Below are 14909 nucleotides of genomic sequence, written 5' to 3' on the forward strand. Positions count from 1 at the left end.
GACGTCCGGTTGATCGACAAGCTTGAACTGCTGCTGGCGCTGGCGAAGGAACGGCATTTCGGACGCGCGGCGGAAGCCTGCGGGGTCACCCAGCCGACGATGTCGACCGGGCTCAAGCAGCTCGAGGAGATCCTCGGCGTGATGCTGGTCCAGCGCGGGTCCCGCTTCCAGGGCTTTACGCCCGAGGGCGAGCGGGCGCTGGACTGGGCGCGGCGGATCGTTGGCGATGCCCGCGCGATGCGCCAGGAGATCAACTCGCTGAAGGACAAGCTCTCCGGTGAGATCCGCATCGCGGCAATCCCGACCGTGCTCGGCATGGTTGCCGCGCTGACGACGCCGTTCCGCGCCAGGCATCCCGAGGTGCGCTTCCGGATCCAGTCCACAACGTCATCGGAGGTGCTCGGGCTGCTCGAAAATCTCGAGGTGGACGCGGGGCTGACCTATATCGAGAACGAGCCGATCGGCAAGGTGCGCACCATTCCGCTCTACAACGAGAGCTATCGCCTCCTCACCGCGCCTGATGCGATGTTCGGTGATCGCGAGACGGTGACCTGGACCGAGGTCGGGCAGGTGCCGCTGTGCTTGCTCACGCCCGACATGCAGAACCGCCGCATCATCGACCGCGCGCTGCGCTCGGTCGGCGCGGAGGCGACGCCGACGCTGACCTCGAACTCGCTGCTCGTGCTGTTCACGCACGTGAAGACGGGACGCTGGGCGAGCGTGATGCCGGCCAAGCTCGCCGAGACGCTTGGCCTGTCCGATACTGTGCGTTCGATCCCGATCGTCGACCCCGAGGTCAATTACAGCATCGGCATGGTGATCCCGCAGCGCGATCCGATGACGCCGCTGATCGCGGCGCTGGTCAATGTCGCGCGCGAGGTCGCGCCGACGCTGCAATTGTAGCTTCAGGCCGCGGCCGATATCCCGGACGCCGCCTTGACGGCGTCGCGCGGCAGCGTCACGCGGACGACGGTGCCGACATCGATCTTCGAGCGCAGCCGCATCGAGCCGCCGTGGAGCTGCGCCAGCGAGCGTGCGATCGCGAGGCCCAGCCCCGAGCCGTGATAGGTCTTCGTGAGCTGGCTCTCGACCTGCTCGAACGGGCGTCCGAGCCGCGCCAGGGAGTGCGGGGCGATCCCGATGCCGGTGTCGGCGATCATCAGCACGATCCTGTCGTCGAGCTGCCGGCTGCGCACCACGATGCGTCCGCCGTCGGGCGTGAACTTCACCGCGTTCGAGAGCAGGTTGACGATGATCTGCTTGGTGGCGCGGCGGTCGGCGACGACGGAGATCGATTTCTCGATATCGGCATCGAGCGTCAGGTGCTTGTCCTGCGCGCGGCCGGAGACGACGCGCAGGGATTCCGCGAGCGTCCGCGCGAGGTCGAGCTCCTCCATGTCGAGCTTCATGCGGCCGGCCTCGATTTTGGACATGTCGAGGATGTCGTTGATGACTTCGAGAAGGTAGTGGCCGCTGGTCAGGATGTCCTGGCAATATTCCTGGTACTTCTCGCTGCCGAGCTCGCCGAACAGGCCCGAGCCCATGATCTCGGAGAAGCCGATGATGGCGTTGAGCGGCGTGCGCAGTTCGTGGCTCATATTGGCGAGGAATTTCGACTTGGTCTGGTTGGCTTCCTCGGCGCGGGTCTTCTCGCGCTGATACTTCTCGGCGAGGTCGGCGAGCTCGTTGGTCTGGCGTTCGAGCGCGGCCTGCGAGCGCTTCAGGTCGATGACGGTGGCGCGCAGGCGCAGATCGTTGTCGACCAGCTTCTGCTCGTGCTCCTTGATGCGGGTGATGTCGGTGCCGACCGAGACGTAGCCGCCGTCCTTGGTGCGGCGCTCGCTGATGTGCAGCCAGCTGCCGTCGTCGAGCTGCGCCTCGAAGGTGCGCGCGCCCGGGCCCTGGCTGGCTGTCTCGTTGTGGCGGGTGCGCACCTCCGGCATGCGGCCGACCTCGAGCACGGTTTCGTAGGAGGTGCCGGGAATGACGGCGCTGTCGGGCAGCTTGTGCAGGCGCTGGAAGTGCGAGTTGCAGAGCACGAGGCGGTCGCTCGCGTCCCACAGCACGAAGGCCTCCGGAATGGTCTCGATGGCGTCGCGCAGGCGCAAATCGGCTTCCACCGTGCGCTCGGCGAGGCTCTTCTGCTCGGTGATGTCGACGGCGATTCCGATCAGGTGAACGCTGGAGTCGGTCGCACCGCTCGTCTTTTCGCAGCGGACACGGAGCCAGATCCAGTGACCGTCGACATGCTGCATGCGGAAGGTCTGGTCGATGTGGTCGATCTTCTCGGAGATGAGCTGGTCGGCGATCTCGAACAGGTCGATGTCGTCGGACTTCACCAGCGCGTTGACCTCGCCGAAGGTCAGGAGCTCGTTGCGGCCGTCGAGGCCCAGCATCGAGAACATCGACTGCGACCAGAAGATCCGGCCGCGCGACAGATCCCAGTCCCAGAGGCCGCAGCGGCCGCGGTTGAGCGCGGTGTCGATGCGGCCGCGCACCGCGTCGTTGATGAGATCGCCCTCGCGGGCGCGGGTCGACTGCCAGTGGAAGGCGAAGCCGAGGATCAGGACGACGAAGCCGGTGGTGGCCGACAGCGTCACCGAGAGCGCGGCGTCCGAGCCCCAGATCGGCTCGTTGCGCTCTTGGATCACGGTGACGAAGCCGGGCAGCGACTTGATCTGCCGCGAGATCGCCATCGCGGCGTTGCCGTTCGGCAGCGTCATGTCGGAGATGTTGCCGTCGCGCGGCGGCGCCGCGAGCAACTGCGCCGTGGTGATGGAATCGAGCAGGCGATCGTTGCCCGAGGGATCGCTGTCGACGGGAATGCGGGCGAGGATGCGGCGGTCGACGCCGGCTGAGGTGACGATGACATGGCGGCCCGTGGCCGTGCCCCAGGACGGGATCAGGTCGGGCAGCAGCGCCGGCAGGCTCTCGATGTTCCTCAGCCGTTCCTGCCGCGAGGAGGTGAGCCGGTCGATGCGCTCGGCGAGCAAATCGGCGAGTGCCGAGATGTCATGGCGGATCACCAGCCGCTTCTGGCGCGTCTGGTCGACGACCTGCACGAACGCGCCGAGGCAGATCGTGATCAGGAACGCGATGATGAGCGTCGGCACGGCGCGACGCAGCGCCGGCTCCGCGATCAGCAGCCGGTGATAGGCAGGTTTCGCGATCGATTGCGCCAATCCTTTGATCGAATCGGATTGGACGCACGCGTTCGCGGCGTCTGCACGCGACATGCCTTCGGCCCCCTGGAAAACTTGCTTGCAACTTGAGTTCGGAAGCAGCCCCACATCGCTTCCGAATCACACCGATTTGAATCCAGTTTTGCCGGGCTGTCGAGAGTCAACGAATCGTTAACGCGAATTTATTCTTATCCAATGAGCAGTTTGCGCGTCGCGTGCCCGCAAACTCGCGTGCGTGACGAGTCCGAAACGAGAACGTGTGACTCCTCGCACATTCTGCGTCACGTGCGCGGCGGCTCGGCGTGGCTGATCACGCGCTTCACGCTCGGGAACGCGCGGCGCAACGCGCGCTCGATCGCGTCGACATGCTCGTGCACCTTGATCACGCTCATCGACGGCGTGGCGCGGCAGTGGAAGTTGACGATCTCGCCGGCGTCGGTGTTGCGGACGCGCACATTGTGGATGTCGTGGATCTCGCTGCCGGCGGCATATTCGGTGAGTGCGGCGGCGATGGTCTGCACCCGTTCCGGCGCGGCATCGACACCGAACGGCAGTTCCGGTTCCAGAGGCTCGATATGGACGTCGACCTCGACGTCGGCGCCGAACTCCTCCTGGATGTTCCGCTCCAGCGTGTTGGCGACGTCGTGGGCGGCGTCGAGCCGCATGCCGGCGTCGACCTCGAGGTCGATGCTGACGATCAGCTTGGCGCCGAGGTCGTGCACCGTGACGTGGTGGACGGCGAGGCTCGAATTGCGGGCGATCACCATGATGCGGTCGCGTACGGTCTCGTTGTCGCGGGCGACCGGGACCGGGGTGAAGGTGAGGTCGGCATCGCCGAATGCCTTGTCGACGGCGGCCTGCACCTTGCGCTTGATCTCCTCGACGCGGTCGATCGGATAGGTCCGCGGCACCTTTGCGATGGTGTCGATGAAGGTGGTCGCGCCGACCATGCGCACCCGCAGCCGCTCGACGCCGATCACGCCGGGGACGCTGCGGATCGCGGCCGTGGCCTTCTCCTGCGCGCCCTCCGGCGCGCGGTCGACCAGCGTCTGCACGGTCGAGCCGGCCATGCGCAGGCCGAGCGCCGCGATCATCACCGCGACCGCCGCGGCAGCCGCCGCGTCGCCCCACCAGAAGCCGAGAGCGGCGAGGATCAGGCCCACGATCACGGCGAAGGAGCCCATGACGTCGGAGGCGAAGTGCAGCGCGTCGGCGGCGAGCGCCTGGCTGCGCGTCTCCCGCGCGGCGCGGTGCAGGGCGCGGGCGCGCCACAGGTTGACGACGATGTCGATCACCAGCACCACGAACGGTATGGCCGAAATGGTCGGCGGCGGGGTTCCCTCGCGCAGCCGGCTGTAGGCCTCGACCAGGATGCCGCCGGCGAGCACGTAGAGCAGGGCGGTGACGCCGAGCGCGGAGATGCTCTCCAGCTTGCCGTGGCCGTAGTGATGCTCGTCGTCGGCCGGCTTGTCGGACACCCGCACCACCGCCCAGGTGATGATGGTTGCGACCAGGTCGACCGAGGAGTGCAGGGCTTCCGAGATCAGCGCGAGCGAGCCGATCGCCACGCCGACCACGAACTTCGCCGCCGCCATGCCGCCGCTGGCGAAGATCGAGATGGCCGCGACCGAGGTCTTGTTGTGCTGGGAGGTCATGGCGGGGGATTTAGCAGCCCGGCGCGGGACATCAAGCGATGATCCACAGGAGTAGTCGCTAGTGAGTTGCAGGAGCGGTCACGATGTCATTCCGGGTTCGGCTCTTCGAGCCGCCCCGGAATGACGGCCACCCTCACACCGTCACGACAATCTTCCCCAGATGCTTGTTCGCTTCCATGTGCTCGAACGCCTTGTCGATGTCGGCGAATGCAAACACCCTGTCGATCGGCAGTTGCAGCTTCCGCGATTCCACCGCACCCCAGATGTCCTTGCGGACCTCCTCGAAGATCTCGCGGACTTCCTCGATGGTGCGGGTGCGGAAGGTGACGCCGATATAGTCGATCCGGCGCGCGGCGTGCAGGTCGAAGTTGAAATCGGCATGGGTGCCGCCGAGCCGGCCGACGTTGACGATACGGCCCTTGATCCTGGTGGCGGCGAGGTTCTGGTTGGCGACCTTGCCGGAGACCTGGTCGACGATCAGATCGACGCCTTCGCCGTTCGTCGCCTTCAGCACCTCCTCGACCCATTTGGGATCGGAGGAGTCGACGGCGAGGTCGGCGCCGTACTCCGTCAGCCGGCCGCGCCGATAGGCGTCGGTCGACGAGCCGATCACCAGCTTGGCGCCCTTGAGCTTGGCGATCTGCATCGCCATCAGGCCGACGCCGGAGCTGGCGCCCTGGATCAGCACGCTCTGGCCCGCCTGCACGCCGCCGACGGTGACGACCGCGTTGTGCATGGTCGCGAGCGCGACGGGCAGGGTGGCGGCCTCCTCGAAATTCATGTTCGAGGGCGCGCGGAACAGCCGGCCGTGATCGGCCAGCGTGTACTCGGCAAACGCCGCGCCGCCCGAGCCCATGATACGGTCGCCGACCTTCACGCCCTTGGCATCCGGTCCGAGCTCGGCGACCTCGCCGGCCCATTCCATGCCGAGCACGGTTCCGACCCCGCCCGCTGCGCCATGGGCGTGGCCCTTGCGCATGCCGGTGTCGGCACGGTTCAAGCCACAGGCACGGACGCGGACGAGCACCTGTGTGCCCTTAGGTTTTGGTTGAGCGACGTCGGAAATCCTAGCGCCCTCAGGGCCGTAGACGTAAGCCTTCATGCATTACCTCGGAGCTCAATTGAGTTTGTAGGTGAAGAGCGGAGCCGTTCTTCGCCTCTCCCCGCTTGCGGGGAGAGGCCGACGCGCGGAACGCGCGGCGGGTGAGGGGGAGTCTCCGCGAGTCCAATTGTCACCGTCAGCGCGGAGACTCTCCCTCACCCCAACCCTCTCCCCGCAAGCGGGGCGAGGGAGCATACCTTCGGCGTGGCGGGCGTCGTGTTCAAATCACTTCAGCGAATTATTCCGCCGCTTCGCGTTGCGGCTGAACGACCATTCCCTCCAGCCGGCTTCTGATGATGGCTTGCGCTTCGGACACGATGCGGGAGACGAGCTCGGCGCAGCTCGGGATGTCGTGGATCAAGCCCTGGACCTGGCCGGCCGACCAGATGCCTTCGTCGGAGTTGCCGGTGGCATAGACCATCTTGCCGCGGGCGCCGGCGACGAGCTCGCGGATGTCCTCGAACTTGGCGCCCTCCTTCTCCATGGCGACGACCTTGGTCGAGACCGCGTTCCTGGCGACGCGGGAGGTGTTGCGCATGGTGCGGAAGATCAGCTCGGTCTCGCGCTCGTCATTGGCGACGATCTTCTCCTTGATGGACTGGTGGATCGGGCTCTCCTTGGTGGCCATGAAGCGGGTGCCCATGTTGATGCCCTCGGCGCCGAGCGCCAGCGCCGCGACGAGGCCGCGCGCGTCGGCGAAGCCGCCGGAGGCGATCATCGGGATCTTGACCTTGTTGGCGGCGGCCGGGATCAGGATCAGGCCGGGCGTATCGTCCTCGCCGGGATGGCCGGCGCATTCGAACCCGTCGATCGAGATGGCGTCGACGCCCATGCGCTCGGCGGAGAGCGCGTGGCGAACGCTGGTGCATTTGTGCACGACCTTGACGCCGTGCTTCCTGAACTCGTCGACATGCTCCTGCGGCTTGTTGCCGGCGGTCTCGACCACCGTGATGCCGCTCTCGATGATGGCGGCGCGGTATTCGGCGTAGGGTGGCGGCTTGATCGCGGGCAGGATGGTGAGGTTGACGCCGAACGGCTTGTCGGTGAGGTCGCGGCAGCGCGCGATCTCCTTGGTCAGATCCTCAGGCGTCGGCTGGGTCAGCGCCGTGATGAAGCCGAGCGCGCCGGCATTCGCAACGGCGGCGACCAGCTCGGCGCGCCCGACCCATTGCATGCCGCCCTGGACGATCGGGTGCTCGACGCCGACGAGCTTGGTGAACCGTGTCTGCAACATGATGCGTTTCCCCCGCCTGCGTGGCAGGCCCTGTTATCGATTGATGGCGGCAGGATGCCGCCGAGGTCGCGAAAAGTCTATTGCGGGAGCGTGCGGTGACGGCGGGGCGATCATGCGGGAGGCGGGGGGATTCCGTGGGGCGGATAATTGGGGGGCTGCAGTATTCGTCCCGTCATGACGGTCATAAAATTGAGCTCGCGGCCGCAACTCGCTCCCGTACCGCAAGGCACACCTTCGCCTTCTCGCGGCGCATCCCGCCCGAGCTTTGCTTCATCGCATTGCCCTCATCGGAACAAGGGCGCAGGGAAGGCCGGGCGCGGCTGGCACCCGCAAGTCCGTGCGCTACAAAAGATGCACACGGGGTGGACCACAGGTCTCGCCGGACGCCCGGCCTTCCCTGCGCGATGGGTTACGGCTTACTTCGTGCTCTCCCCGGGGAGCGATGCACTATTGCCCCCGTCGCCTTGCGGATGGCTGATGCACGCGGTCCGGTCGGGCCGCGCATATCACCACAAGACTTGACGCACAGACCCCGGGCGTCAGGACCACACGACTTCGCCGTCCGCGCACGTCCTCGCTGGGACTTCGAGAGCTGGCGTGTGCTCGCGCCCGAAGCCATGCGAAGACGCTGTCGGCGCCGTGTCGTTCGTGCGAGCGCGCCTTGCTCACGGTTTCCCGCCCTGCAATGCTGCCCGCGCCCGACGCCGTCGCGTCCATCGCTGCCCGGCCCGCGGTTCGTGACGATCGCGATCCGCCCCTTGTCTCGGGCCAGGGTGTTTCGTGTGTACGATAAATCCGAATTTCGGTAAAGTGGAATATATCTGCGGCGGCGGATTGACAGGCGAGGCGGGAGATTTGTGCGGGGTGTCTTGCCCGACGGGCGAGGTGCCGCTCCACCCTACGCTGTCATGCCCCGGCTTGACCGGGGCATCCAGTACGCCGCGGCGTCTCCGTGTTACCGCGCCGCCTCTGGAATACTGGATTGCTTCGCTTCGCGGGCAATGACAGCCAGGGGGTGATAACGGGACCCGAATGTTCGCGAGATGTCGTAGCCCGCAAGGGCTTTGAGGCTTCGGCTACTCCGCCGACAGCCGCACCATCTGTCGGCCGCCGTTCATTTCCTTGAGGCTGTTGACGAAGTTCTCCGGGCGCTGCCAGCGATAGGGGACCTTCAAGCCCATGAACTCGGCGATGTCGCCGATGAAGCCGGTGCAGTTGGTGGTCTCGGCGTTCCAGACCGGCGAGCTCGACTGCAATTTCTTGATGTAGGCGAACACGCGCTTGGCGTCGGCTTCGTTCAGATAGACGCGATAGCTCGCGGTCAGATATTCCGGATCGAGATCGCCGTAGCTCGCGCCGGTCTCTGACGGCACCCAGGTGAGGTGACCGAGCACGTAAGCAAGGGTGTCGCCGGCGGGCGTCAGGCCCGCGACCTCGACGGCGCGCTCGCTGGTCTTGCCGTACCAGACGAAGGCGTGGCCCCAGCTCGCCGCCGTCCGGGCGCGGAAGTCGACGTAGTAGGGGCCTTTCTCCGCACGCGCGACGGGCCGCCGCGACTGCGGCGCCGGTCGCGATGCGGTGTCGGTCGTCGCAAGCGCATTGGCGTCGGCCATGCGCTTGTTCGCTTCGTGGGCCGAGGCCGAGGGCGTCGTGCACGCGATCATCGCCGCGAGCGCGAACCCCGCAAGGATGCAGGATCCCGATCGATCAGGTTTGTTCGTCACGCTGTGCCCCCTCGACTGTCGGCCGCTTACGCAGATGCTGCGCGTATGTCGCCGTGCGTCAGTAGCGCGCCGCGACCGGGCCGGGCGCCTTGCCGATCGGGGCCTTGCCAACCGGGCTCTTGCCAATCGGCATCTTGCCGATCGGCGCCTGCTCCGCCGGATAGACAGGCACGGGCTGCCGGCGCGGCAAATCGGCAGCGTTCGCAGCCGTCACCAGAGCAAGCGTCGCACCCAGAACAAATACAATCTTCTTCACAGTCATACCCCTGAAGGTTTGGTCCAAACACGGCGGTGCCGTGCCCCCAGACACACCTCACAGAAGGGCGGCCGAATGCGTCCAAGTTGCGGCGCGCGCGGGACATGTTGGCGGCATATGTCGGGCGCGCGGAGATGTGATGTGTCTGGATGTTTCGGCAGCGTCCACGGCCGCGAGCGTTTCCTCACCCGATCCGGTTCAGGCTGTTCCTGATCGTCGAGAAGATGCCGCCGATGTCCTTGCGCAAGGCATCGAGCGCGTTGAAATTGTCGAAGATGCGGGCGAGGCGGTCTTCGACCTCGCGCTTGCTTTTCGCCAGCGCGTCGACGCGCGAGGCGAGGGGCACGCCGCCGTTCGCCTCGATCTCGCCGACGGTTTTGGCGAGCAGGTCGCGGGTGGTGCCGACTTCCGCGATCAGCGCCTCGATGCCGAACACCGGGGCCTTCAGCGGGACGAGGTCGGCCTGAGACTTCGACAAGTCCGTCTTGAAGGCGTTCAGCGTCGCCAGCGTCTCCTGCAACGCGCCGAGGCGCTGGCGCGACTGGATGACGAAATCGTTCAGCGCGTTCTGGCGGTCGACGAGGGTCGTGCCGTCGGGATCGGTCTCGATCTCCGCAAGCGAGCGTTCGAGCTGGGCCTGGCGCTGGCCGAGCTCCTCGAAGTCGAGGCGGATCGTCTTGAGGATGTTGAAGCTGTCGTCGATGCGGGCGAGGCGCTGCTCGATCTCGATCCTGTTCTTCGACAGCGTCTCGACGCGGGTGCCGAGCGGCGCTTCGCCGCCGGTCTCGAGCTCGTCGATGCTCTTGGCGAGGCGGTCGTGGCTGAGGCCGAGCTCGCTGATCAGCGCGTTGATACCGGCGTCCGTCGATCGCAGCGGCATGAGCTCGGCGTGGGATTTCGCCAGATCTTCCTTGTACTGGTTCAGGGTCGCGAACGTGTCCTGGACCGTGTTCACCCGCGCGAGCAGCGCCGAGATGTCGTGCGCGATGTCCTTGAGCCGGTCGGCGAGGTTCTTGCGGTCGTCGGTCTCGAGGTCGTGGAGCGACCGTTCGAGCTGGTTCTGGCGGTCGCGGATCTCGGTGAAAATCGGCTCGACCGCGCGGCGCTGCTCGGCGACCTTGCCGACCATCTCGCGCAGGCCTTGCTGGCGGCGGCGGATCTCGGCGAGCTGGTCGTGCATGTCGGTGGATTCGTTGCGGCCCTGCTGGAGCAGGGCGCGCTGCTCGGTCTCGCCCAGCTTGTCGTGAAGGGTGGAGACGGCCTCCCTCGGGTCGCTCTCGATCAGGTGCTGGACGGTGGCGTCGAGGTGGTTTTGCAGGGCGTGGGCGACGACGACGTCTTCGCGGGTCTTCTTCAGGCGGTCGCGCAGCTTGCCCAGTCGCCGATCCTGGCGCGAGAGCCGAAAGGCGGTTGCGCAGATCAGCGCCAGCGACACGGCCAGCAGCGCGCCGGTCGCGATGCGCTGCGGCATGGGAAGGCCCGCAAACAAGGCGGGCAGATGGGTGACGTCGTAACCGAACGCCTGCTGGGCGAAGATCGCGATGGCAGCGAGCAGGACGAACCAGGCAACCAGGAAAAACAGCCACATCGTGACTTCCTCACGCCGGCACACATTTTCGCCATGATTGCTATTGGAGAGCGGAACCGAGATCAAGGGGCGCGCGGGGGAGCGGTATGTATCCGGCCGCGCGATCCACGACTGATTGCATCAGCTGAACGGTGGAGAGCGGCATGAGGTGCCGAGTTTTCCCGAGGGGGCTGCGGCCCTTCGCTGTCATTCCGGGGCGCGACGAAGTCGCGAGCCCGGAATCCATCGGGCGGCAGAGACTGCGGATAAATGGATTCCGGGCGCGGCGCCTTGCGCCGCCCCGGAATGACGGAGAGCTAGAGCCGAAACTCGTTGGTGAGCTCGCCGATCCCGTCGATCGCGACGGTGACCGTATTCACCGGCTCCTTCATCACGCCGACGCCGACCGAGGTGCCGACCGCGATGAGGTCGCCGGGGAGCAGGGTCATGTCGTGGGAGATCCTGCTCACCAGCTCCTGCGCGCTGAAGATCATGTCCGAGATCGGGTAGTTCTGCCGCTCCGCGCCGTTGAGGATGGTGCGGACCACGAGCTTGGCCGGATCGAGGCCGGTCGCGATGGTGGGGCCGAACGGGCCGTAATCGTCGATGCCCTTGGCGCGGGCCCATTGCGGGAAGGTGGGATCGCTGGTCAGGATGTCGTTGGCGGTGATGTCGTTGACGCAGGTATAGCCGAAGATGAAGCTGTCGGCCTCACCAGGCGAGACGCGGGCGCAGGTCCTGCCGATGACGATGCCGAGTTCGCCCTCATAGGTGGTCTTGCCGTCGTAATAAGAGGGACGGCGGATCACCGCGCCGGGGGCCGCGATGCTGGTCGTGGCCTTCAGCAGGTAGAGCGGCTCCGGCGGCTCGGGCTGGTTCAGCTTGGCCGCGAGCGCGTGAAAGTTGTTCCAGAGCGCGACGATCTTGCTGGGTGCGCAGGGTGCGAGCAGCTCGACCTCCGACAGCGCCAGCGTCCTGCCGGTAGCTGCATGGCGGCCGAACATCTCGCCCTCGTGCACGCTGATGCCGGATGAGGTCAGCGTGCCGAAACCGGTCGCGCCATTATTCCGGAAGCGCAGCCATTTCCTGATCTCGCCGGTCATCACGCCACCGCCAGCGCGCGGGGATCGGTGGGCGCGGAGACGCCGTCATAGAGACCGGCGATGCGGGCGCGCTGGGTCACCATCGCCAGCACCGAGTCCAGTGCGGGCGTGGAAATGCCGGTGAGGCGGCCCATCTCCTGCACGACGGTGACGAGCGGGTCGATCTCCATCGGGCGGCCGCGCTCGAGGTCCTGGAGCATCGAGGTCTTGTGCGCGCCGACCTTGCGGGCGCCCTCGATGCGGCGCTCGACATCGACGCGGAATTTGACGCCGAACGTCTCGGCGATGCCTTGGGTCTCCACCATGATCGCGCGCGACAGCGCGCGCGTGGCCGGATCGGTGCAGATCACGTCGAGCGTTGCGTGCGTGAGCGCGCTGATCGGGTTGAAGCAGACGTTGCCCCAGAGCTTGAGCCAGATCTCGTCGCGGATGCGGTCGAGCACCGGGGCCTTCAGGCCGGCGGCGACGAAGAGATCGGCGAGGCGCTGCACGTCGGACGTGATCTCGCCGGAGGGCTCGCCGAGCGGGAAATTGTTGCCGTAGACGTGGCGGATCACGCCGGGCGCCTCGATCTCGGTGGCGGGATAGACGATGCAGCCGATGGCGCGCTCGGCGCCGATCTCGCGCCATTGCCGGCCGCCGGGGTCGATGCTCTCCAGCGTCGAATTCTCGTATTTGCCGCCGTGCTTGTAGAAGTACCAATAGGGGATGCCGTTGACCGCGGTGACGATGCGGGTGTGCGGGCCCAAGAGCGGCTGCATCTTCTCGATCACGCCGGTGATCGAATGCGCCTTGAGCGTGATGATGATGTAGTCCTGCACGCCGAGCTCGGCGGGATCGTCGGTGCAGCGCGGATGCACGGTGTGCGTCTCGTCGCCCGCGAGAAGCGTCAGGCCGCGCTCGCGCATCGCGGCGAGATGCGCGCCGCGTGCGACCAGGCTGACGTCGGCGCCGGCGCGCGCCAGCTGAACCCCGAGATATCCGCCGATTGCGCCGGCGCCGTAGATGCAGATCTTCATGAAATCCTCGCGGGTGACCGGAATTTTGGGACGAAGGATCCGGTCCGGCGCGGAGGGATCCGAGCCGGGGCCGGTAGTCGCAGGGGAAGGGTCGTGGCGCTTTAAGCTGCTGCTTGCGGCGTGCCGTTGATCGCCTCGTCAACGGCAGCGGCGATGTCGCGCATGCTGATGACGGAGATGAGGCTGTAATCGTCGATCACGGGCAGGTGGCGGATGTGATGACGGTTCATCAGATGCCGCACGTGCTCGATCGTATCGCTCGAGGTGCAGGAGACGAGCTGCTGCACCGACACGAGCTGCGAGACCTTGACGTTGATGGCATTGGCGCCGTGCTCGGCGACGGCGCGCACCACGTCGCGCTCGGTGAACATGCCGACCGCGGTGTTGCCCTCGGATCGGACCACGTCCTTCACCACGAGGGCGCTGATGTTGTTGGCGCGCATCAGCTTGGCGGCGATACCCACCGTTTCGTTCATTCGCACCGTGACAACGCGCGGCGTCTTCTTGCGCAGAATGTCTCCGACCAGCATTGCAACCTCCCTAGGTGAATGACGAGGTAAGTGTGGTATACATAATGCCAGTCGTCAAGCGCTGGATTTGGCGGATCCGAAAAATCTTGCGACAGCATTATTGACGTTTGCGGTGCCTCCGGCCTCGGCCAAAAAACCTTGGCCAAAAAGAAAGGGGCGCATTCTGCGCCCCTTTTTCAACCGTGCAAAGTCTGTGGCTTGTCACGCCGTCTCGGTCTTGGCGTCGCCCGTTGCAGGGCTTGCGCTCTCGGCTTCCTTGCCGAGGATGAAGGAGCGGCGCAGCGGCTTGATCACGAACAGCGCCGTCAGCGCCGCCGTCGCGTTCAAGGCGACCGCGACCACGAACACGGCCTTCCAGCCGTACGTTGCCGAGATCACGCTTGCGAGCGGAACGAGCAGGGAGGCGGTGCCCTTCGCGGTGTAGAGCATGCCGTTGTTGGTGGTCGCGAACTTCGAGCCGAAAGTGTCGCCGCAGGTCGCGGGGAACAGCGAGTAGATCTCGCCGAACACGCCGAAGTAAATGGCGGTCGCGAGCACGAACACGATCGGAACGTGGCCGTAGGCCGACAGCGTCAGCAGCATCACTGCGGCGGTGCCGAAGGCGATGAACATGGTGTGCTCGCGGCCGATCGTGTCGGAGACCCAGCCGAAGAACGGACGTCCGAAGCCGTCGAAGATGCGGTCGAGCGAGATCGCGAAGGTCAGCGCCGCCATCTGGAAGCCGGCGAGCGTCACCGGCGTGTCGGCGATCTTGAAGTCGTGTGCGATCGGGCCGATCTGCGCCGCGGTCATCAGGCCGCCGGAAGCGACCATGACGAAGACGAGGTACATCACCCAGAAAATAGGGGTGCGCAGCACTTGCGGCGGGGTGAAGTCGATCTTGGTCTGCGGCAGGTTGAGCTGCTTCTTCTTCGGCGGGATCGAGATCCGCGGCGGCTGGATGAAGAAGGCGAGCACGAAGACGATCAGGCCCTGGCCGATGCCGAAGGTGAAGAACGCGCTCTGATAGCCGCTAGCGGCGATCATGGTCGCGATCGGCACGATGGTGAGCGCGGCGCCCGCGCCGAAGCCGGCGGCCGTCGCGCCGGCGGCGAGGCCGCGGCGGTCGGGAAACCATTTCAGCGCGTTGCCGACGCAGGTGCCGTAGACGGCGCCCGCGCCCATGCCGCCGACGATCGCGGCCGCATAGAGCAGGGTGAGCGAGTCGGCGTAGGAGTTGAGCACCCAGGACAGCGCGATCATCACGCCGCCGAACATGATGACGATGCGGGGGCCGTACTTGTCGACGAACCAGGCCTCGACCGGCACCAGCCAGGTTTCGGTGACGACGAAGATGGTGAAAGCGAGCTGGATCGCGGCGCGTCCCCAATGGTGGGCCGCATCGATCGGATCGACGAACAGCGTCCAGCCATATTGCAGGTTGGCGATCATCGCCATGCAGACGATGCCCATGGCAAGCTGGAACCAACGGAAACCTGTGCGAAGAGGCGCGGCCGTGACGGCGCCGTCCGTGCTGGAAATCATCAAGAACCTCCCA

Annotated in this window: 12 protein-coding genes; 1 reads left to right on the top strand and 11 read right to left on the bottom strand. The window is 66.2% G+C overall.

Annotation, left to right across the window (positions count from 1 at the left end):
• Positions 1 to 9: 9 nt before the first annotated feature.
• Positions 10 to 903, top strand: coding sequence for a LysR family transcriptional regulator (locus WN73_RS30055; protein ID WP_011085923.1), 894 nt, complete (start codon positions 10 to 12; stop codon positions 901 to 903).
• 2 nt (positions 904 to 905) lie between these two features.
• On the opposite strand, the gene WN73_RS30060 is transcribed toward WN73_RS30055, so the two are convergent.
• From WN73_RS30060 to oxlT, 11 genes are all read right to left on the bottom strand, one after another.
• Positions 906 to 3236 (bottom strand): PAS domain-containing sensor histidine kinase, encoded by a 2331-nt coding sequence (locus WN73_RS30060; protein ID WP_271555884.1) that lies wholly within the window; start codon positions 3234 to 3236, stop codon positions 906 to 908.
• Between the two features lie 227 nt (positions 3237 to 3463).
• Positions 3464 to 4837 carry a cation-efflux pump gene (locus tag WN73_RS30065; protein WP_271555886.1) on the bottom strand — a complete coding sequence of 458 codons (1374 nt, stop codon included), beginning with the start codon at positions 4835 to 4837 and terminating at the stop codon, positions 3464 to 3466.
• A 133-nt stretch (positions 4838 to 4970) separates the two neighbouring features.
• Positions 4971 to 5939, bottom strand: coding sequence for a zinc-binding dehydrogenase (locus WN73_RS30070; protein WP_271555888.1), 969 nt, complete (start codon positions 5937 to 5939; stop codon positions 4971 to 4973).
• A 238-nt stretch (positions 5940 to 6177) separates the two neighbouring features.
• Complete coding sequence (locus WN73_RS30075) at positions 6178 to 7173, bottom strand: NAD(P)H-dependent flavin oxidoreductase (protein ID WP_028172227.1); 996 nt, start codon at positions 7171 to 7173, stop codon at positions 6178 to 6180.
• A gap of 1076 nt (positions 7174 to 8249) precedes the next feature.
• The gene (locus tag WN73_RS30080; protein ID WP_028172226.1) at positions 8250 to 8897 is read right to left on the bottom strand and encodes a hypothetical protein; all 648 of its coding nucleotides are present in this window, start codon (positions 8895 to 8897) and stop codon (positions 8250 to 8252) included.
• 58 nt (positions 8898 to 8955) lie between these two features.
• Positions 8956 to 9159 (bottom strand): hypothetical protein, encoded by a 204-nt coding sequence (locus WN73_RS30085; protein ID WP_018647766.1) that lies wholly within the window; start codon positions 9157 to 9159, stop codon positions 8956 to 8958.
• 178 nt (positions 9160 to 9337) lie between these two features.
• A complete protein-coding gene (locus WN73_RS30090) occupies positions 9338 to 10741 on the bottom strand; it encodes a hypothetical protein (RefSeq protein WP_271555892.1) in 1404 nt (467 codons plus the stop codon).
• A gap of 296 nt (positions 10742 to 11037) precedes the next feature.
• Entirely contained in the window at positions 11038 to 11823 is a 786-nt protein-coding gene (locus tag WN73_RS30095; RefSeq protein WP_271555894.1) for a fumarylacetoacetate hydrolase family protein, read from the bottom strand.
• A complete protein-coding gene (locus WN73_RS30100) occupies positions 11823 to 12842 on the bottom strand; it encodes a 2-dehydropantoate 2-reductase (protein WP_060911225.1) in 1020 nt (339 codons plus the stop codon). Before WN73_RS30100 ends, WN73_RS30095 begins: the two co-directional genes overlap by 1 nt.
• A 101-nt stretch (positions 12843 to 12943) precedes the next feature.
• Positions 12944 to 13372 (bottom strand): CBS domain-containing protein, encoded by a 429-nt coding sequence (locus tag WN73_RS30105; protein ID WP_028172222.1) that lies wholly within the window; start codon positions 13370 to 13372, stop codon positions 12944 to 12946.
• A 201-nt stretch (positions 13373 to 13573) separates the two neighbouring features.
• On the bottom strand, positions 13574 to 14896 hold the full coding sequence (oxlT, locus tag WN73_RS30110) for an oxalate/formate MFS antiporter (protein ID WP_028172221.1): 1323 nt from the start codon (positions 14894 to 14896) through the stop codon (positions 13574 to 13576).
• Positions 14897 to 14909 lie beyond the last annotated feature (13 nt).

The organism is Bradyrhizobium sp. CCBAU 45394 (assembly GCF_028128655.1).
Classification (GTDB): domain Bacteria; phylum Pseudomonadota; class Alphaproteobacteria; order Rhizobiales; family Xanthobacteraceae; genus Bradyrhizobium; species Bradyrhizobium diazoefficiens.